We start from the raw sequence: 19,982 nt of genomic DNA, 5'->3' as shown, positions 1-19,982 counted from the left end.
GGCATGAAGACTTCTCCTCCTTCCCCGGCGGCCGCCCTCGTGCGCTTCGACCCGGTGCTGCTCTGCGCGGTGCTGGGGCTCGTGAGCTTCGGGCTGGTGATGGTGTACTCGGCCAGCGCGGTGCTGGCGCAGGACAAGCAGGGCGACAGCCTCTATTTCCTCAAGCGGCAGCTCGTGGCCGCGGGCCTGGGGCTGGGCGCCATGGCCGTGGCCATGAAGGTGGGCTGGCGCCGGCTGGCGCGCTGGGCCTACCCGCTGCTGCTGGCGGCCATCGTCCTGCTGGTGCTGGTGAACATCCCCGGCATCGGCAGCACGGCGGGCGGCGCGCGGCGGTGGATTCGCCTGCCGGGCTTCGGCCTGCAGCCGGCGGAGGTGGCGAAGTTCGCCTGGGTCGTCTACCTGTCCTACTCGCTGGCGAAGAAGCGGGAGAAGGTGGCGAAGTTCTCCGTGGGCTTCGTGCCGCACCTCGCGCTGTGCGGCATCCTGGTGTTGCTTTGCATGATGCAGCCGGACTTCGGCAGCAGCGTGCTGCTGGTGTTCATGCTCTTCGTGCTGCTGTTCGCGGCCGGCGCGAAGCTGAGCTACCTGGTCGGCATGGTGCTGCTGGCGTTGCCCCTGGCCTACGTGGCCATCGCGTCCAGCCCGTACCGCATGAAGCGCATCCTGGCCTTCATGGACCCGTGGGCGCACCGGCATGACGTGGGCTACCAGGTGGCCGAGTCGCTGATGTCCATCGGCTCTGGTGGCGTGTCCGGCCTGGGGCTGGGCGACGGGCGGCAGAAGCTCTTCTTCCTGCCGGAGGCCCACACCGACTTCATCTTCTCCATCATCGCCGAGGAGACGGGCCTGATTGGCGTGGGCATCCTGGTGGTGCTCTACGGCGTCGTGCTGTGGCGCGGCGTCCGGGCCAGCCTGGCGGCCGGGGAGACGTTCGGCACGTACCTGGGGCTGGGCATCAGCTCCATCATCGCGTTCCAGGCCGCCGTCAACATGTGCGTGGCCATGGGGCTGCTGCCGACGAAGGGGCTGACGCTGCCCTTCGTGTCGTATGGAGGTTCATCGCTGGTGGTGCTGATGGGCGCGGCGGGAGTGTTGTTGTCGTTGAGCGCGAACACCCAGGGGGCGGCGCGGCCCAGCCGGGTGGGAACCGACATGCGGGAGGTGGCGGCATGATGAAGGTGCTCATCGCGGGTGGGGGCACGGGCGGACACCTCTTTCCGGGCATCGCCCTGGCGGAAGAGGTGGTGACACGGCATCACCGCAACGAGGTCGTCTTCGTGGGCACCGAGCGCGGCATCGAGTCGCGCGTGGTGCCGAAGGAGGGCTACCCGCTGGAGCTGGTGAAGGTGCAGGGCCTCAAGGGCAAGGGCTTCGTGTCCCTGCTCAAGGCGCTCCTCGCGCTGCCGCTGGCCTTCGTTGAATCCTTTCGCATCCTCGCCCGGCAGAAGCCGGACGTGGTGGTGGGCGTGGGCGGCTACGCCAGCGGGCCGGTGGTGCTGGCCGCGTGGCTGATGGGCATCCCCACCGCCATCCAGGAGCAGAACGCGCTGCCCGGCTTCACCAACAAGGTGCTGGGCAGAATCGTCCGCGTGGTGTTCATCGCCTTCGAGGAGGCGCGCGCCTTCTTCCCGGAGAAGAAGGTCCAGCTCATCGGCAACCCCATCCGCCGCAAGCTGATGGACAACTACCTGCGCAGCCACGTGGCGCACGAGCGCTTCTCCGTGCTCGTCTTCGGCGGCAGCCTGGGCGCGCGGGGCCTCAACCAGCGGATGACGGAGGCGCTGGACTCGCTGGGGGACCTGCGGGACAGCCTGCACTTCGTCCACCAGACGGGGAAGAACGACCTGGACGCGGTCCGCAAGGGCTACGAGGACAAGGGCTTCCAGGCGGAGGTGGTGGAGTTCATCGACGACATGTCCAGCGCCTATGCCCGCGCGGACCTGGTCGTCTGCCGGGCCGGCGCGACGACGCTCGCGGAGCTGACCGTCTGCAAGAAGGCCAGCATCCTGATTCCCTTCCCCCACGCCACGGATGACCACCAGGCCGTCAACGCGCGGGCGCTGGTGGAGGCGGGCGCGGCGCTGATGTTCCGCGAGTCGGAGCTCACCGGGGAGAAGCTGGCGCAGACGATTCGCGAGCTGAAGAGCCACCCCGAGCGCCTCAAGGGGATGGAGAAGAAGGCGGGCCTTCTGGGCCGTCCCGAGGCCGCCAAGGAGCTGGCGGACGTGTGCGTGGACCTGATGGTCCAGACGTGGGGCCCCAACGGCCGCGAGCGCACCCCTGTCGAAGCCGAGAAGAAGGCCCCGAGGAGCCATTCGTGACGCGCAACAAGCCCCCCAGTCTCTTCAAGACGCGCCACGCGGCGCAGGTCCACTTCGTGGGGCTCGGCGGAATCGGCATGAGCGGCATCGCCGAGGTGCTGCTCAACCTCGGCTACCGGGTGTCCGGCTCCGACCTGCGGGAGAGCGACATCACCCGGCGCCTGGCGCGCATGGGCGCGACGTTCTTCGAGGGCCACCGCGCGCAGAACCTGGTCCAGGCGGACGTGGTCGTGATTTCCTCCGCGGTGCGCAAGGACAACCCGGAGGTGGTCGCCGCCCGGCAGCGGAAGATTCCCGTCATCCCCCGGGCGGAGATGCTCGCGGAGCTGATGCGCCTGAAGTACGCCGTGGCGGTGGCCGGCAGCCACGGGAAGACGACGACGACGTCCATGGTGGCCACCGTGCTGAGCGCGGCGGGGCTGGACCCCACGGCGGTGGTGGGCGGCAAGGTGAACGTGCTCGACTCCAACGCCAAGCTGGGCAAGAGCGAGCTGATGGTGGTGGAGGCGGACGAGAGCGACGGCAGCTTCCTGCACCTGCACCCGTCCATCGCCATCGTCACCAACATCGACCCGGAGCACATGGACCACTACGGCGACCTGGAGACGCTCCAGTCCGCCTTCGTGGAGTTCTGCAACCGGGTGCCCTTCTACGGCCTCAACGTGCTGTGCCTGGACAACCCCAACGTCCAGGCGCTGCTGCCGCGCATGGAGAAGCGCTTCGTCACCTACGGCAGCTCGCACATGGCGGACTACCGGCTGGAGAACATCCAGCTGGACGGCTTCACCACGCGCTTCCAGGCGTACCGCCGGGAGGAGGCGCTGGGCGAGTTCCGCGTGCGGATGGTGGGCGCGCACAACGCCTTCAACGCGCTGGCCGTCATCGCCGTGGCGGAGGAGATGGACATCCCGCTGGAGACGGTGCGCGAGTCGCTGGCCGAGTTCGGCGGCGTGCAGCGGCGCTTCACCGTGCGCGGCGAGGCGCAGGGCATCACCGTGGTGGACGACTACGCGCACCACCCCACGGAGGTGCTGGCCACGCTGGCCGGCGCGCGCCGGGCCTTCGGGCGGCGGGTGGTGGTGGCCTTCCAGCCTCACCGCTACACGCGCACGCATGACCTGCTGAAGGAGTTCACCACCTCCTTCAACGACTCGGACGTGCTCTTCGTCACCAGCGTCTACGCGGCGGGCGAGGAGCGCATCGAGGGCGCCACGGGCGACGCGCTGGCGGACGCCATCCGCGCCCACGGCCACCGCGACGTCACCTTCGTGGAGAAGCGCACGGCGCTGCCGGCGGCGCTGCTGCCGCGGCTGCGCGAGGGCGACCTGGTGCTGACGCTGGGCGCGGGGGACATCACCCACGTGGGGGCGGACCTGCTCGAGCTGCTGCGCACCACCCCCCTGTCGAAGGACTAGAGCCCATGGTGGAAGCGGGCGTGAAGACGGCGCTGGCGGCGCGCGTGGAGTCGCTGGAGGGCTGCGAGGTGAAGGCGGGTGCGCCGTTGGCTCCCCTCACCAGCGTCCGGGCGGGCGGCGCGGCCGAGGCGCTGGTGCGCCCGCGCTCGCCGGACGCGCTGGTGGCGCTGCTGAAGCTGGCGCGCGAGGAGGGCGTCCCCGTGTCGATTCTGGGCGGCGGCGCCAACACGCTGGTGGGGGACGGCGGGGTGCCCGGCCTGACGCTGAAGCTGCCCGGAGACCTCTTCCCGGAGGTGGCCGACGTGGGCCCCGAGGAGGGGCGCCTCACCCTGGGCGCGGGGGCGGCCATCGTCCGGCTCGTCAACGTGATGCGGGCGAACGCGCTGGTGGGCGCGGAGTTCCTGGCCGGCATCCCCGGCACGCTGGGCGGCGCGGTGGCGATGAACGCCGGCACGAAGAATGGCGAGGCCTTCCGCGTCATCGACGCGGTGGAGGTGGCCACGGCGGACGGGGTGGGGTGGCTGACGAAGGCGCAGGTGCCCCACGCCTACCGTCACGCCGAGCTGCCGCCGGGCGGCGTCGTCACCCGAGTGCGTTTCGCGCTGCGCAAGGGGGACGTGGTGGCCTCCAAGGCCGTGATGGACGCGGACCTGGGTTACCGGAAGCGGACTCAGCCGCTCAGTCAGCCCAACTTCGGCAGCGTCTTCACCAACCCGCCGGGCGACCATGCCGGGCGGCTCATTGAACTGGCGGGCCTGAAAGGGTACTCGCTGGGGCGCGCGCAGGTGTCCACCCTGCACGCCAACTGGATTGTGAACCTGGGCGGCGCCACCGCCCGCGACGTGCTGGGACTCATCACCTTCATGCAAGTGCGGGTGCTCGAGACGTCCGGCGTCGACATGAAACCCGAAGTCAAGCGCCTGGGAGACTTCCTGTGACTCCGAACCGCGGTGCCTTCACGAAGGACGAGCTCAAGCAGAAGCGTGTTGGCGTGCTGTTGGGCGGGCTGTCCGCGGAGCGCGACGTGTCGCTGCGCACCGGTGAGGCCGTGTCCGGGGCGCTGCGCGGGCTGGGCTACGACGTGGTGGACATCGACGTGGGCCGGGACTTGCCCGCGCGCCTGGCGGCGGAGAAGGTGGACGTGGCGTGGCTGGCCGTCCACGGGCGCTACGGCGAGGACGGCTGCCTCCAGGGGCTGCTGGAGTCGCTCTTCATCCCGTACACCGGCAGCGGGGTGCTGGCCTCCGCGCTGGGCATGGACAAGGTGTACGCCAAGCAGGTCTTCGTGGCCCATGGCATCCCCACGCCCGCGTACCGCTCGTTCCGGGACGCCGCGTCGGCGCTGGCGGCGGCGGACAGCCTGTCCTTCCCGTTTCCAGTGGTGGTGAAGCCCAGCCGCGAAGGCAGCAGCGTGGGCGTGCACATCTGCAAGACGCGGGACGCCTACGAGGCCGCCGTCCAGGACGCGGCGAAGTACGCGGGCACCCTGCTGGTGGAGCAGTTCGTCAAGGGACGCGAAGTGCAGGGTGGCGTGCTGGACGATGAGGCCTTGGGCGTCATCGAGGTCCGCGCCGCGCGCGAGTTCTACGACTACGACGCGAAGTACAAAGCGGGCACGGGCACGCAGTATCTCTTCCCCGCGCCCCTGCCTCCGGATCAGTATGCGCGGGTGAACGAGGTGTGTCTGGCCGCGCACCAGGCCCTGGGTTGTAGCGGGGGCTCCCGGTCGGACGTCATCGTCACCGACGGAGGCGAAGTGTTCCTGCTGGAGACCAACACGCTGCCGGGCATGACGGCCACGAGCCTCTTGCCCAAGATTGCCGCCGGGCGTGGAATCGACTTTCCCGCCCTGTGCGAGCGCCTGCTGCTGGGCGCGTGTCTCAAGGCCTGAGCGTCCGATATCGGTCCGGCGCAACTCGGCGTCGGGCTCCCTCGAAAATTTCCGAAGCCCCTGTGTGTCGGCTTGCGCTACAGCGACGTGGCTGTAGCCAAAAACTGGCGTGGCTCCCCAACCGCGCACAGCATGCGTCAACCCTTTTCTCCCCATGGCCTTCGGTAAATCCAAGAACCGCCGCCGTCAGGACGCCGCCCAGCAGAAAGAGGCGGTCCGGGGCGCGGTGCGCTCGCACGGGCCGGGCGTGCTGAAGGTGCTGGGGCTGACCCTGGGCACCGGGTTGCTGATGTGGGGTGGGGTGGCGCTGCGGGAGTGGGCGCTGACGTCGCCGCGCTTCGAGCTGGAGGCGGTGTCCTTCTCTGGCCTCCAGCGCGCCTCCCGGGTGGAGCTGCTGCGGCTGGCGGCGCTGACGAAGGGGCAGAACCTGTGGACGCTGGACGTGGACGCGCTGGAGCGCGCCATGGACCAGCACCCCTGGCTGCGCACGGTGGAGGTGACGCGCCGCTTCCCCAACCGCGTGTCGGTGGAGGTGACGGAGCACACGCCGGTGGCCATGGCGGTGCTGGGGGAGCTGTACGTCCTGGACGAGGAGGGCGAGCCCTTCAAGCGGGTGACGCCCGGGGACGGACTCGATTTGCCCCTGGTGACGGGCCTGGACCGGGAAGGTTACGTGGCGGACCCGGCGGCGGCGCGGGAGCGCCTCCGTTCGGCGCTGGCGGTGGCGAGCGCGTACGCGCGGCTGTCACCGGACCAGGCCGAACAGCTTTCGGAGGTCCGCCTGGAGGCGCAGAGCCTGGCGCTGGTGACGGTGTCCGGGCAGGAAGTGCGCCTGGGTGAAGGAGATTCGGAGGTCAAGCTGCAACGTCTGGCCCGTGTCCGGCGCGAACTGGGCGCGAGGGGGCTTGCAGCGGAGATCATTCACCTGGATAACCGTGCCCGGCCCGGCTGGGTGGCGGTGAAGATTTCGAGCCCCGCGTCCGAGAGGAGCGGGGCTTCGATGCGGTAAGAGGACGCGCCCCTTTCACGAGAGTGGGGGGCCTGGGAGGGTTGTCATGGCGAAGCAGAAGTCGGGGGAGATCATCGTCGGCCTCGACATCGGCACGACGAAGATCTGCGCCATCGTCGGAGAGCTGACCGACAGCGGCATCGACATCATCGGCATCGGTACGCATCCGTCGAAGGGTCTGCGCAAGGGCGTGGTGGTGAACATCGAGGCGACCGTCTCTTCCATCCGCCGCGCGGTGGAGGAAGCGGAGCTCATGGCGGGGGCGGAGATCTCCCACGTCTACACGGGCATCGCCGGGGGCCACATCAAGGGCTTCAATTCCCAGGGCATCGTCGCCGTCAAGGACAAGGAGGTCCGCGAGGCGGACATCGCCCGCGTCATTGACGCGGCCAAGGCCGTGGCGATTCCGCTGGACCGGGAGGTGATTCACGTCCTCCCGCAGGAGTTCATCATCGACGACCAGGGCGGCATCAAGGAGCCCCTGGGCATGGCCGGTGTCCGCCTGGAGGCCAAGGTCCACATCGTCACCGGCGCGGTGTCCAGCGCGCAGAACATCGTCAAGTGCGCCAACCGCACCGGGCTCAATGTCTCCGACATCGTGCTCCAGCCGCTGGCCAGCGCGGAGGCGGTGCTGGGTGAGGACGAGAAGGAGCTGGGCGTGTGCCTCGTCGACATCGGCGGCGGCACCACGGACATCGCCATCTTCTCCGGCGGCTCCATCGTCCACACGGCGGTGATTGCGCTGGGCGGCAACAACCTCACCAGCGACATCGCCATTGGCCTGCGCACCCCCGCGCACGAGGCCGAGCGCATCAAGCAGAAGTACGGCTGCGCGCTGTCGTCGCTCATCAACAAGGACGACACCATTGAAGTGCCCAGCGTCGGGGGCCGTCAGCCCCGCGTGCTCGGGCGGCAGATTCTCTGCGAAATCCTGGAGCCGCGCGTGGAGGAGATCTTCCAGCTCGTGCACCGCGAAATCCAGAAGTGCGGCTACGAGGACCTGCTGGCCTCGGGCGTGGTGATTACGGGTGGCTCCACGCTGCTGGCCGGCATGCCGGAGCTGGCGGAGGAAGTGCTGGGCCTGCCCGTCCGCCGCGGCATGCCGCGCGGCATTGGCGGTCTGGTGGATGTGGTGAAGAGCCCCATGTACGCCACCGGCGTGGGCTTGGTCGTCTACGGCGCCCGCCACCTGGACCGGCGCATGTTCCGCATCCGCGAGGAGAACGTGTACAAGAAGGTGAAGGGCCGCATGCGCGAGTGGCTCGAGGAAATCTTCTGACGCGCCGGGCCGAGCGCCCACCGTGTCACCGAAGGGCTCTCCGAAAGGGGGGCCCTTTTTCGTTGGTGCGTCCAGCCACAGCCTGCGTCCCGGCTGACGCGTCAGCGTCCGGGTTTGACGCGTCAGCCGACCTGCTGGGTTGCCCTCGCGCGCGCGTGCGCCGGTCCGGTTTCCGGAATCTGTATCCGTGGTTCAGATGGGGCCGCGACTACCCCTGGAACAGGCCGCTGAAATCCTCGGAATACGGAGGGTCGTAGATTGGACACGGGCTGGCTCCCGGATTGCTATGTGCGGCATTTGCCGCTGGGCCCACACCCCCCAACGACCCCATGTCTATGACTCGAAAGACCTCTTGCGTCCCCCTGTTCAACCGGGCTCTCCCTGGGCGCCTTGGCTTGTCCATCGCACCCCTGGTGCTGCTGTGCGCGGCGCTGCTGGGGCCTGTGGCGAAGGCCGCGGCGGACACCTTCGGCCTGGGGAACGGGACCGACGGCGTGGGGACCATCAACGTCGCCAACTCGGTCATCAACACCTACGCGCGCGTGGCGGCGGCGGTGCCGGCGGGGCAGGACTTCGTGGATGTGGACTCGACCGCGGGCTTCTCGGTGAACGACCTGGTGATGGTGTACCAGGCCACGGGCCTGACAGCGCCCGCCTCTGGGAGCCAGGCGCCCATCGACCTGGCGGGGGGCGCGGTGGGCCGCTGGGAGTTCGCGCGGGTCCAGACGCTGACGGCGACGCGGCTCAACCTCACGGCGCCGCTCACGGCGGCCTTCGCGGCCAACGTGACGCAGGTGATTCGGGTGCCCGAGTACGCCAGCGTGACGGTGAACGCCGGGGGCAGCATCGTGGCGCGTCCCTGGGATGGAGCGACGGGCGGTGTGGTGGCCTTCCTGTCCCAGGGGCCGGTGAACAACGTGGGCGGCATCCACGCGGATGGCCGCGGGTTCCGCGGTGGCTTTCCCTGGAACGGTGACGGAGACGGCTGCTCCGGGATGGACCAGGTCTTTCCGGGCGGAACGGAGAAGGGGGAAGGCCTCGTGCCTGGCCGCTTTGGTAACGGGGCCTTCCCGATTGCTGTTGGGACGACGGGCCGAGGCAACGTCGCCAACGCCGGCGGTGGTGGCGTCTGTCACAACTCGGGTGGCGGCGGCGGCAGCAACGCGGGCGCGGGCGGCATCGGTGGACGGACGTGGGTGGGAGAAGAGGGCACGCCGTCCCGTCCGGAGGGCGGACTCGGTGGCGCCTCGCTGACCTTCGATGCGGTGTCCCACGCGGTGTTCGGCGGCGGCGGCGGCGCGGGCCACGGAAACGACGACGCGGCGGGCGGAGGGAGCGCGGGCGGTGGTGTGGTGTTCATCCGCGCGGCTTCGCTCTCTGGTGCGGGGCGTGTGTCGGCGGACGGACTCGCGGGAGGCGACGCCGTCCTCCTTGCCAATGACGCCGCGGGCGGCGCTGGCGCTGGCGGTACTGTCTATCTGCGTGTCGTCGGAGCGCTGCCGTGCTCGGCCAATGCGCTGACGGCCCGGGGTGGCGCGGGTGGCAGCACGACGTACGACCAGCACGGAACGGGCGGCGGCGGTGGTGGTGGCCATGTGCTGCTTCAGGGTGCCACGGTGAGCTGCACCCCGGTCGTCACGGGCGGTGCCGCGGGCACGCAGCCGACGGCCGACGCGCCGGACGGGCTCACGTATGGCGCCGCCCCTGGCGCCCCGGGCGTCGTCACCCTCCTGCCGGGGGCCTTCCCGACGAGCCTGCCGGCCCCCACGGTCGTGACGCCGGCCAACGGCTCCATCACGGGCTTCCGTCCGGCCATCTCCGGCACGGCTCCGGCGAACTCCACGGTGGTCATCTTCGTGGATGGCGTCGAGCTGGCCCGTGTCCCGGCGGACGCCGCGGGCAACTTCACCTACACGCCGACCGTGGACCTGCCCGTCGGAGCGCACACGGTCAATGCCTACGCCCTGCTCCAGGGCGTGTCGTCCGGAGTGAGCAACACCAACACCTTCATCGTGACCTCGGACACCACGCCGCCGGACACGACCATCGTCGCGGCCCCGCCGTCGGTGACGGGCTCCAGCAGCGCGACCTTCGACTTCACCTCCAACGAGAGCCCGGTGGCGTACCAGTGCTCGCTGGACGGCGGCCCGTTCGTGGCCTGTACGGCGCCTCGGACCTACACGGGGCTGAGTGAGGGCACCCACACCTTCGAGGTGCGCGCGGTGGACGCGGCCGGCAACATCGACCCGACGCCCGCGACGTATTCGTGGACGGTGGACACGACGCCGCCGGATACGACGATTGTCAGTGGCCCTCCGGCGACGTCGACGTCCGCGAGCGCGACCTTCGACTTCAGCTCCAACGAGAGCCCGGTCACGTACCAGTGCTCGCTGGACGGTGCGCCCTTCACGGCCTGCACGGATCCGCAGACGTTCCCCGCCTTGCCGGACGGCGACCACACGCTGGCGGTGCGCGCGGTGGACGCGGCGGGCAATGCGGACCCGTCGCCCGCGACGTACGCGTGGACGGTGGATGCCACCGCCCCGGACACCACCATCGTGAGCGGCCCGCCGGCGGTGACGAACGCCACCACCGCGACGTTCGACTTCAGCTCGAACGAGTCCCCGGTGACGTACGAGTGCTCGCTGGATGGTGCGCCGTTCGTGGCCTGCACGGACCCGCAGGGGTTCACGGCGTTGAGCCAGGGCAGCCACACGCTGAGCGTCCGCGCGGTGGATGCGGTGGGCAATATGGACCCGACGCCCGCGACGTATTCGTGGACGGTGGACACGACGCCGCCGGACACGACGATTGTCAGCGGTCCTTCGGGAACGACGACGTCCCGCGGCGCGACCTTCGACTTTGCCTCGGACGAGAGCCCGGTGACGTACGAGTGCTCGCTGGACGGTGGGCCGTTCGTGCCCTGCACGGACCCGCAGCCGTACACGGGGCTGGGTGACGGCGAGCACACCCTGGCGGTGTACGCGGTGGATGCGGCGGGCAACGTGGACCCGACGCCCGCGGTTCGCACGTGGACGGTGGATGCCACCGCGCCGGAGACCACCATCGTCAGCGGCCCGCCGGCGGTGACGAACGCCACCACGGCCACGTTCGACTTCAGCTCGAACGAGAGCCCGGTGACGTACGAGTGCTCGCTGAACGGTGCGCCCTTCACGGCCTGCACGGATCCGCAGCCGTTCACGGCGCTGCCCGAGGGCGAGCAGACGCTGGCGGTGCGCGCCGTGGACGCGGTGGGCAACGTGGACCCGACGCCCGCGACGTACGCCTGGACGGTGGACCTCACGCCCCCGACGCTGCCGACCATCGACTCGCCCGCGGACCAGGAGGAGGTCGCCACCACGACGCCGACGCTGACGGGCACCGGCGAGCCGGGCAGCAGCATCTACCTGGAAGTGGGCGGCGCCACGCATGGCCCCATCGCTGTCGATGAGGACGGCAACTGGACCTTCGATGTGCCGGAGCCGCTCGACGAGGGCCCGCACACGGTGAGCATCACCAGCGTCGACCCGGCGGGCAACTCCGCGGGGCCGGTGACGAGCACCTTCATCGTCGACCTGACGGCGCCTGACACGTTCATCGAGTCCGGTCCGGCGCTGCTGACGCGAGACACCACCGCCGCCTTCGACCTGAGCTCGGATGGCGGCGTGGCCTACGAGTGCAGCCTGGATGGCGGCCTCTACGTGGCCTGCACGGACCCTGCGACGTTCACGGGCCTGTCGGATGGGGACCACCTGCTCCTGGTGCGCGCGGTGGACACGGCGGGCAACGTGGACCCGACGCCCGCGCAGTACGCGTGGACGGTGGACACGGTGGCGCCCGACACGCTCGTCGTGAGCGGCCCGCCGACGCCGACCTCGTCGACGTCGGCCTCGTTCGAGTTCGCGGCCTCCGAGCCGGGCTCCACCTACGAGTGCAGCCTGGACGGCGTGGACTACGTGCCGTGCGCGGAGACGGTGACGTTCGAGGGCTTCGCGGAAGGCGACCACATGCTCTTCGTCCGCGCGGTGGACGCGGCGGGCAACGTGGACCCTACGCCCGCCGAGCACACCTGGACGGTGGACCTGACGCCGCCGGTGGCGCCGCTCATCACCACGCCCGCGGACGGCGCGGTGCTGGATGACGGGGTCGTCACGATCACCGGCACCGCGGACGGCGCCGAGTCCGTCACGCTGGTGCTCGATGGGACGTCCTACGGCCCCATCCCGGTCGATGCCAGCGGCGACTGGACCTTCACGCCGCCGGTGACGCTGCCGGATGGCCCGTACACGGTGACCGTCACGGCCACGGATGAGGCGGGCAACACCAGCGCTCCGACGAGCTCCACCTTCACGGTGGATACGACGGCGCCGGATACCGCCATTGACAGCGGCCCGCCGGCGCAGACGACCGTGGCCACCGCCGACTTCGTCTTCTCATCCAACGAGTCGCCGGTGACGTACGAGTGCTCGCTGAACGGCGCGCCCTTCACGGCGTGCCCGGCCCAGGCGCAGTTCGGCCCGCTGCCGGACGGCGACCACACGCTCCTGGTGCGCGCGGTGGACGCGGCGGGCAACGTCGACGCGACGCCCGCAGAGCACACCTGGACGGTGGATGCGACGCCGCCGGTGGTGGTCATCACCACGCCCGCGAACAACGCGGTGCTCAACGTGCCGGTGGTGACGTACTCCGGGACGTCGGAGCCGGGCAGCACGGTGACGGTGGTGGTGGATGGCGTCACGGTGGGCACGGTGGAGGCCGACGGTGCCGGCAACTGGTCGCTCCCCGTGAGCGACACGCTGGCGGACGGCCCCCACACGGTGATCGTCACGGCGACGGACGAGGCGGGCAACACCAGCACCCCGGTGACGCACACGTTCATCGTGGACGCGCAGCCGCCGGAGACGAGCTTCGTCTCGACGCCGCCCGCGCTGTCCAACAGCGACTCGGCGACGTTCGACTTCGACTCGGACGAGTCCCCGGTGACGTACGAGTGCAGCCTGGACGGCGCGGCCTACGTGGCGTGCACGGACCCAGTGACGTTCACGGGCCTGGACGACGGCGAGCACACCCTGGCGGTGCGCGCGGTGGACGAAGACGGCAACGTGGACCCGACGCCGGCCAGCTACACCTGGACGGTGGATACGACGGCGCCGGACACGCTCATCATCTCCGGCCCGCCGCTGTCGGACGCGCCGGGCACCGCGACGTTCGACTTCGACTCGGACGAGTCCCCGGTGACGTACGAGTGCAGCCTGGATGGCGCGGCCTACGTGGCGTGCACGGACCCAGTGACGTTCACGGGCCTGGCGGAGGGGGACCACTCGCTGAGCGTCCGCGCGGTGGATGCGGCGGGCAACGTGGATGACACGCCGGCCACCTACGCCTGGTCGGTGGCGGTCGACTCGGACGACGACGGCCTGTCGGACGCCGAGGAGATTGCGCTGGGCACGGACCCGAACAACCCCGACACGGACGGCGACGGCCTGCCGGACGGCCTCGAGGTGAACGTCGGGGGGACGGATCCGCTCGATGACGACTCGGACGACGACGGCCTCCTGGACGGCAACGAGGACGCCAACCACGACGGCATCGTCGACGCGGATGAGACGGACCCGAACAACGCCGACACGGACGGCGACGGCCTGCCGGACGGCCTGGAGCGTGGCCTCACCGAGCCCCAGGGCACTGGTACGGACATGACGGTCTTCGTGGCGGACGCCGACCCGACGACGGTGACGGACCCGCTCAACCCGGACACGGACGGCGGCAGCGTGCGTGACGGCATCGAGGACGCCAACCGCAACGGCCGGGTGGACCCGGGCGAGACGGATCCGCTGGTGGCCGCCGATGACGTCGACTCGGACGGCGACGGCATCGACGATGCGACGGAAACCGCGCAGGGCCTGGACCCCAACGACGCGGACAGCGACGACGACGGCGTGCCGGACGGCATCGACGGCCTCATCGACACGGATGGTGACGGCCTCATCGACGCGCTGGACCCGGACAGCGACAACGACGGCATCCTGGACGGCACGGAGATGGGCGTGACGCTGGAGAGCGCCCCGGCGGACACGGACCGCGGCTCGCCCAACTTCCGCCCGGACGAGGACCCGAGCACCACCACCGACCCGAGGAACCCGGACACGGACGGTGACGGTCTGAGCGACGGCGAAGAGGACGCCAACCACGACGGCCGCGTCGACGACACGGAGACGGACCCGAACAACCCGGACACGGATGACGACGGCCTGCCGGACGGCGTGGAGGTGCGCGGCTCCAACCCCACCCACCCGCTCGACCCGGACACGGACGGCGACGGCCTGCGTGACGGCGCGGAGGACGCCAACCACAACGGCTCCTTCGACAACGGTGAGACGGACCCGAACGACGCCGACACGGACAATGGCGGCGTGAATGACGGCGAGGAAGTCACCGGGGGCACCAACCCGCTGGACGGCAATGACGACTTCGTCATCTCCGGCCGTGGGTGCAGCACGAGCGGCGCGGGCACCTTCGCTCCGCTGGCGCTGCTGCTGCTCGGGCTGCCGCTGCTGGGCCGCTTCCGCCGCTCGGCGGGGCAGGGCGGTGGGGCACGGGTGGCCGCCGCCGCGTTGTTTGCGCTGACGTTCGCCCTGGTGGCGCGGCCGGCGGTGGCGCAGGTGCCCACGCTGTCCGCGTCGCAGTCCATCGACGTGCAGCAGTACAAGCCGGGCCCCAGCTCCAAGGACATCCTGGGCGTCCAGAGCGCCCAGGTGCATTCCCACCTGGGTTGGAACGTGGGCGTGTCCGTCAACTACGGGGACAAGCCGCTCAACTTCCTGGACCCGCGGACGGACCGCTACATCACGGCGCTGGTCCGCAGCCAGGTGGGCATTGACCTGATGGGCTCGGTGGGCCTCTTCGACCGCTTCGAGCTCGGGGTGTTGCTGCCGGTGACGATTCAGCGCTCCCAGGCAGCGCCCATGGTGGACCCGTCCTTCAACCAGGGCGTGGGCTCGGGGGGCATCGGTGACCTGCGCCTGGTGCCCAAGGCCCGCCTCCTGGAGGAGGGCGCCTTCGGTCTGGCGCTGACGGTGCCGGTGGTGCTGCCCACGGGCGGTGGCTCCGACTTCCTGGGGAGCTCGGGCGTGGGCGTGCAGCCGCGCCTGGTGGCCGAGTACGGCGAGCGGTTCCGCCTGGCCGCCAACGTGGGTGTGGACTTCCGGAAGCAGCAGCAGCTTCGGAACCTGAACGTGGGCAACGCCGTGTCCTACGGCGTGGGCGCGGAGCTGCCCTTCACCGTGCGCGAGGTGCCGCTGGCGCTCGCGGCCACGGTGGTGGGCGCGGTCAACCTGGAGCAGCAGGACACCGAGGAGCGCCCGCTGGAGCTGCTGGCGGCGCTGAAGTACCGCGCGCTGGGCGGCTTCTCCGCGCACGTGGGCGGTGGGCCGGGGCTCACCCGTGGCTACGGCACGCCGGGCTTCCGGCTGCTCGCGGGCTTCAGCTACAGCCCGGAGCCGTCGCGCGAGCAGAAGCCGGCGGCGCCGGTGGACACGGACGGCGACGGCCTCGTGGACATCGACGACGCGTGCCCGACGGAGCCCGAGGACAAGGACGGCTTCCAGGACACGGACGGCTGCCCCGACCCGGACAACGACGCGGACGGCATCCCCGACACGGCGGACGCGTGCCTGAACGAGCCGGAGACGGTCAACGGCTTCGAGGACACGGATGGCTGCCCGGACGTGGCGCCGCCCCCGCCGCCGGTGGACACGGACGGCGACGGCCTCATGGACCCGGAGGATCGCTGCCCCGACGCGCCGGAGGACAAGGACGGCTTCCAGGACGAGGACGGCTGCCCCGACCCGGACAATGACCGGGACGGCATCCCCGATGCCGAGGACACGTGCCCGAACGAGCCGGAGACCATCAACGGCGTCAAGGACGAGGACGGCTGCCCCGACAAGGGCACGGTGAAGGTGCTCGTGGACGGCGAGCGCATCGTCATCCTGGAGAAGGTCTACTTCGCCACCGGGAAGGACGTCATCCTGGCCCGCTCGTTCCCGCTGCTGAAGCAGGTGGCCGCGGTGCTGCGCGCCAACCCGCAGGTGGAGTTGGTCCGCATCGAGGGCCACACGGACAGCCAGGGCAACGACGCGAAGAACCTGGACCTGTCGCAGCGCCGCGCCAACAACGTGCGCGACTTCCTGGTGAAGGCGGGCATCGCCGAGGGCCGCATGGAGGCGGTGGGCTACGGCGAGACGAAGCCGGTGGACACCAACAAGACGGCGAAGGGCCGCGAGAACAACCGCCGCGTGGGCTTCTCCATCCTCCGCGTGGGGAAGGTGGAAGTGGAGCGCCCGGCGCGCTGACGCTCAGGCGCTGGATAGCCGGTGAAACACACCGGGTGGTTTGAGAAAGGGTGGCTCCGAAAGAGATTTCGGGGCCACCCCTCGCTTTTTCGGGCATGCTGGTTCCGACCCGCTACGCAGTGCCGCGTTTCGCGAGTCAAGGGGCGAAGTTCACCCACCGCGCCGCACGCCTGCACGTCCCCGCGTTGGCGTAAGTGCGCGTCAGGACTCGGACGCGCAGCATCCCGCTACATGCTCGTAGCGGAATACTTGCCAAAGCGCGGGACTTGCTGATGATTGAGGAGGTTGGGAGCACGCGCGCTGCATCGCGCAACTCCGGGCGAGAGGACCACCATGGACCAGTTCGATCAGAACAAGCAGGCCGCCAAGATTCGGGTCGTCGGGGCGGGTGGGGCCGGCTGCAACGCCGTCAATACGATGATTCTGTCCAAGCTGGACCGGGTGGACTTCATCGCCGCCAACACCGATGTCCAGGCGCTCGCCGCGAGCAAGGCGCCCACCCGGCTTCAGCTCGGCCAGACGCTGACGAAGGGCCTGGGCGCGGGCGCCAACCCGGAGATGGGCCGCGAGGCCGCCCTGGAGTCGAGGGATCAGATTGCCGCGGTGCTCGAGGGCGCCGACATGGTGTTCGTCACCGCCGGCATGGGCGGCGGCACCGGCACGGGCGCCGCGCCCATCATCGCGGACATCGCCAAGAGCCTGGGTTGCCTCACGGTGGGCGTCGTCACCAAGCCCTTCCTGTTCGAGGGCAACAAGCGCCGCAAGCAGGCCGAGCAGGGCATCGTGGAGCTCAAGGCCGCGGTGGACACGCTCATCACCATCCCGAACCAGCGCCTGCTGTCGCTCTCCAACGAGCCGATGCCGCTGCTGGAGACCTTCAAGCGCGCGGACGAGGTCCTGCTGAACGCCGTGCAGGGCATCAGCGACCTCATCCAGTACCACGGCTACATCAACGTGGACTTCGCGGACGTGAAGACCATCATGAGCGACAAGGGCATCGCGCTCATGGGCACGGGCAACTCGTCCGGCGACAAGCGCGCCCTGATTGCCATGCAGCAGGCCATCGCCAGCCCGCTGCTGGAGGACGTCTCCATCGACGGCGCCACGGGCCTGCTCATCAACATCACCGGTGGCCGCGACATGACCCTGCAGGAGGTCAACGAGGCCCTGACGTTGGTGCACGACGCCGCCGACAGCGAGGCGGAGATCATCTTCGGTTCGCTCATCGACGAGAACATCTCGGACGAGGTGAAGATCACCATCATCGCCACGGGCTTCGTGCACCGCGACGCGCCCAAGGTCCGCACGGTGGTGCCGGCGGTGCAGGTGCCGCTGTCCCGCCCGGCCCCGTCCGTGCTCGCCAACGCGCGCGAGGAGGTGGCCAGCCTGGTGCCCGCGAAGGGCAACGGCTCGCGGCCCCTCACCGTGGAGAGCAGCAAGTCCGTGAGCGCCCGCACCGCGGTGGTGAAGGACGCGCCGCTGCCGCTGGACGAGGACCAGTTCGACATCCCCACCTTCCTGCGCCGGCAGGGCCAGACGGAGCTGCCGTAAGGGGCGGGGGAGCAGCGGGGCTTCAGCGGGCGGGAAGCTGGGCCACGCGGGCTTCGTCGCGGCCGGACAGCGTGTCCGCGCGAACGAAGAGGCCGTCGACTTCCGTATAGAGCGCGTCCACGCGCTCCGGGAGCCGGGCCGCGGGCAGCACGCCGTCACCGGACACTTCCTCCAGGCGCGCGTGGGCCCGCTGCAGGAGCTGGAGCGCCTTCAGCAGGGAGAGGCCGCGGCGCGTGCCCTCCTCGGTGAAGAGGGTGCCGCTCTGCGTCAGCGTCTCCAACGTGGTGCGCACGAAGCGCACGCGGTCCGCGTGCCGGCCACGGTAGAGGTCCAGGCGCTTGGCGCGCCGCGCGTGGTGCAGATTGACCACGCCACCAGGGCTTGAGGAAGAGGGGGGCGTCACGGGCAGCAAGGTACGTCAGCGTCTCGTAGACCCGCAAATTTACTGGACTGTAGGGACCTGTTGCACGTCTGTCCGCACCCTTGTCTTGGGAGGGAGCGAGGGTTAGGTTCGCCGCCCTTTCGCACCCGCACCCCAGGGGTTTCGCCATGTTCCAGAAGCTGCTCATTGCCAACCGGGGAGAGATTGCCCGCCGCATCGGCGTGGTGGCCCGGGGGATGGGGCTGAAGACGGTCGCCGTGTATTCGGACGCGGACGCCGAGCTGCCCTTCGTGAAGGAGGCCGACGAGGCGGTCCGCATCGGCCCCGCGCCGGCCAAGGACAGCTACCTCAACACCGCCGCCATCCTGGAGGCCGCGAAGCAGACGGGGGCGCAGGCGGTGCACCCCGGCTACGGCTTCCTGTCGGAGAACGGCGAGTTCGCCCAGGCCTGCAAGGACGCGAGGCTCATCTTCGTGGGGCCGCCGCCCGAGGCCATGGCGCGGATGAAGGACAAGAGCCAGGCGCGCAAGCTGGTGGCCGCCGCGGGCGTCCCCGTGGTGCCCGGCAGTGACGGCGTGGTGCCCGACGTGGCCAGCGCGCAGGCGGCGGCCGAGCGCATCGGCTTCCCGGTGCTCATCAAGGCGGCCAGCGGCGGCGGCGGCATTGGCATGGCGGTGGCGAACAACCCCGCCGAGCTGGAGAAGGCCTACCGCCAGTGCACGGACCGGGCGAAGGCGGCCTTCGGCAAGGAAGGCGTGTACGTGGAGCGCTACTTCCCGGCGCCGCGTCACATCGAGGTCCAGATTCTGGGCGACCACCACGGCCACCTCATCCACGGCCTGGAGCGCGAGTGCTCCATCCAGCGCCGGCACCAGAAGGTGGTGGAGGAGGCGCCCTCCATGCTGTTCGCGGAGGGCCGCAACGCGGAGCTGGCGCAGAAGCTGTTCAGCGCCGCCATCGCCGCGGCCAAGGCCTTCGGCTACGCCAACGCCGGCACGGTGGAGTTCCTGTACTCGGACGGCGAGGTCTACTTCATCGAGATGAACGCCCGCCTCCAGGTGGAGCACCCGGTGACGGAGCTCACCACGGGGCTGGACCTCATCGGCTGGCAGCTCCGCATCGCCGCGGGCGAGCGCCTCACGGTGAAGCAGGAGGACGTGAAGCGGCGGGGCGCGGCGCTGGAGTTCCGCATCTACGCCGAGGACCCGGTGAAGTTCTTCCCGTCCCCCGGGCCGCTGAAGGTGTTCCAGCCGCCCACGGGCGAGGGCGTCCGGCTGGACGCGGGCTACGGCGAGGGCAACACCGTCACGCCCAACTACGACCCGATGATCGCCAAGCTCATCATCACCGGTGAGACGCGGGCCCAGGCGATTGAGCGCTCCGTGGCGGCGCTCCAGTCCTTCCGCATCGAAGGCATCAAGACGAACATCCCGCTCCACCTGCGCATCGTGCAGGATGCGGCCTTCCAGGCCGGCGAGCTGGACACGCACTTCCTGGAGCACCACGCCAAGCCGGCGTAGCGGGGCCCGCTCCAGCCCCACCCACCCCTGAGGAGGACGGATTCATGGCGGACGTAGCGGCGCACATCACCGGCACGGTGTGGAAGATTGAGGTTCAGGTGGGCCAGCAGATCAACGCGGGCGACACGCTCGTCATCCTCGAGTCCATGAAGATGGAGATGCCGGTGGAAGCAGAGGAGGGCGGCACGGTGAAGGAAATCCGTGTGAAGGAGGCCCAGTCGGTCAACGAGGGCGACGTCCTCGTGGTGCTCGGCTAGCAC

12 protein-coding genes are annotated in these 19,982 nt (G+C 70.1%); 11 read left to right on the top strand and 1 reads right to left on the bottom strand.

Translation table 11 applies throughout. The annotated features are described in order from the left end of the window. The first annotated feature begins 3 nt into the window (after nucleotides 1–3). The 9 genes from ftsW to ftsZ all read left to right on the top strand — a co-directional run bounded on the left by ftsW (nucleotide 4) and on the right by ftsZ (nucleotide 17,820). Nucleotides 4–1,173, top strand: a complete 1,170-nt coding sequence (ftsW, locus tag MYMAC_RS27215) for a putative lipid II flippase FtsW (RefSeq protein WP_013942050.1) — start codon at nucleotides 4–6, stop codon at nucleotides 1,171–1,173. Further along, nucleotides 1,170–2,321: an undecaprenyldiphospho-muramoylpentapeptide beta-N-acetylglucosaminyltransferase gene (gene murG / locus MYMAC_RS27210; protein WP_013942049.1), complete on the top strand. Its 1,152-nt coding sequence runs from the start codon at nucleotides 1,170–1,172 to the stop codon at nucleotides 2,319–2,321. Before ftsW ends, murG begins: the two co-directional genes overlap by 4 nt. Next, on the top strand, nucleotides 2,318–3,736 hold the full coding sequence (gene murC, locus MYMAC_RS27205) for a UDP-N-acetylmuramate--L-alanine ligase (protein ID WP_013942048.1): 1,419 nt from the start codon (nucleotides 2,318–2,320) through the stop codon (nucleotides 3,734–3,736). The genes murG and murC overlap by 4 nt, the downstream gene beginning before the upstream one ends. Nucleotides 3,737–3,741: 5 nt before the next feature. Further along, nucleotides 3,742–4,674 (top strand): UDP-N-acetylmuramate dehydrogenase, encoded by a 933-nt coding sequence (gene murB, locus MYMAC_RS27200; protein ID WP_095960193.1) that lies wholly within the window; start codon nucleotides 3,742–3,744, stop codon nucleotides 4,672–4,674. Next, nucleotides 4,671–5,627, top strand: coding sequence for a D-alanine--D-alanine ligase (locus MYMAC_RS27195; protein WP_013942046.1), 957 nt, complete (start codon nucleotides 4,671–4,673; stop codon nucleotides 5,625–5,627). The genes murB and MYMAC_RS27195 overlap by 4 nt, the downstream gene beginning before the upstream one ends. Before the next feature lie 154 nt (nucleotides 5,628–5,781). Continuing rightward, on the top strand, nucleotides 5,782–6,636 hold the full coding sequence (locus MYMAC_RS27190; protein ID WP_204816974.1) for a cell division protein FtsQ/DivIB: 855 nt from the start codon (nucleotides 5,782–5,784) through the stop codon (nucleotides 6,634–6,636). A 46-nt stretch (nucleotides 6,637–6,682) separates the two neighbouring features. Then, a complete protein-coding gene (ftsA, locus tag MYMAC_RS27185) occupies nucleotides 6,683–7,915 on the top strand; it encodes a cell division protein FtsA (protein WP_002634374.1) in 1,233 nt (410 codons plus the stop codon). A 335-nt stretch (nucleotides 7,916–8,250) separates the two neighbouring features. Then, nucleotides 8,251–16,269, top strand: a complete 8,019-nt coding sequence (gene agmC / locus MYMAC_RS27180) for an adventurous gliding motility protein AgmC (protein WP_420810052.1) — start codon at nucleotides 8,251–8,253, stop codon at nucleotides 16,267–16,269. 333 nt (nucleotides 16,270–16,602) lie between these two features. After that, complete coding sequence (ftsZ, locus tag MYMAC_RS27175) at nucleotides 16,603–17,820, top strand: cell division protein FtsZ (RefSeq protein ID WP_095960190.1); 1,218 nt, start codon at nucleotides 16,603–16,605, stop codon at nucleotides 17,818–17,820. Between the two features lie 22 nt (nucleotides 17,821–17,842). Here ftsZ and MYMAC_RS27170 read toward each other — a convergent pair whose 3' ends face one another. Next, nucleotides 17,843–18,232 (bottom strand): hypothetical protein, encoded by a 390-nt coding sequence (locus MYMAC_RS27170; protein WP_095960189.1) that lies wholly within the window; start codon nucleotides 18,230–18,232, stop codon nucleotides 17,843–17,845. Between the two features lie 137 nt (nucleotides 18,233–18,369). Here MYMAC_RS27170 and MYMAC_RS27165 point away from each other — a divergent pair, with 137 nt between their 5' ends. Together MYMAC_RS27165 and MYMAC_RS27160 are read left to right on the top strand one after the other, a co-directional pair. Next, nucleotides 18,370–19,722, top strand: coding sequence for an acetyl-CoA carboxylase biotin carboxylase subunit (locus tag MYMAC_RS27165; protein WP_095960188.1), 1,353 nt, complete (start codon nucleotides 18,370–18,372; stop codon nucleotides 19,720–19,722). 44 nt (nucleotides 19,723–19,766) lie between these two features. Continuing rightward, nucleotides 19,767–19,979, top strand: a complete 213-nt coding sequence (locus MYMAC_RS27160; protein ID WP_013942040.1) for a biotin/lipoyl-binding carrier protein — start codon at nucleotides 19,767–19,769, stop codon at nucleotides 19,977–19,979. Nucleotides 19,980–19,982 lie beyond the last annotated feature (3 nt).

It is taken from the genome of Corallococcus macrosporus DSM 14697 (assembly GCF_002305895.1).
In the GTDB taxonomy this organism is placed as follows: domain Bacteria; phylum Myxococcota; class Myxococcia; order Myxococcales; family Myxococcaceae; genus Myxococcus; species Myxococcus macrosporus.
Note: the sequence above shows the minus strand (reverse complement) of the source record. Positions and strands in the feature narration are given on the sequence as shown.

Excerpts from the sequence above, each read along its gene's own strand:
- ftsW (WP_013942050.1), top strand. The coding sequence starts at position 4 with ATGAAGACTTCTCCTCCTTCCCCGGCGGCCGCCCTCGTGCGCTTCGAC.
- murG (WP_013942049.1), top strand. The coding sequence starts at position 1,170 with ATGATGAAGGTGCTCATCGCGGGTGGGGGCACGGGCGGACACCTCTTT.
- murB (WP_095960193.1), top strand. The coding sequence starts at position 3,742 with ATGGTGGAAGCGGGCGTGAAGACGGCGCTGGCGGCGCGCGTGGAGTCG.
- MYMAC_RS27190 (WP_204816974.1), top strand. The coding sequence starts at position 5,782 with ATGGCCTTCGGTAAATCCAAGAACCGCCGCCGTCAGGACGCCGCCCAG.
- ftsA (WP_002634374.1), top strand. The coding sequence starts at position 6,683 with ATGGCGAAGCAGAAGTCGGGGGAGATCATCGTCGGCCTCGACATCGGC.
- agmC (WP_420810052.1), top strand. The coding sequence starts at position 8,251 with ATGACTCGAAAGACCTCTTGCGTCCCCCTGTTCAACCGGGCTCTCCCT.
- ftsZ (WP_095960190.1), top strand. The coding sequence starts at position 16,603 with ATGGACCAGTTCGATCAGAACAAGCAGGCCGCCAAGATTCGGGTCGTC.
- MYMAC_RS27165 (WP_095960188.1), top strand. The coding sequence starts at position 18,370 with ATGTTCCAGAAGCTGCTCATTGCCAACCGGGGAGAGATTGCCCGCCGC.
- MYMAC_RS27160 (WP_013942040.1), top strand. The coding sequence starts at position 19,767 with ATGGCGGACGTAGCGGCGCACATCACCGGCACGGTGTGGAAGATTGAG.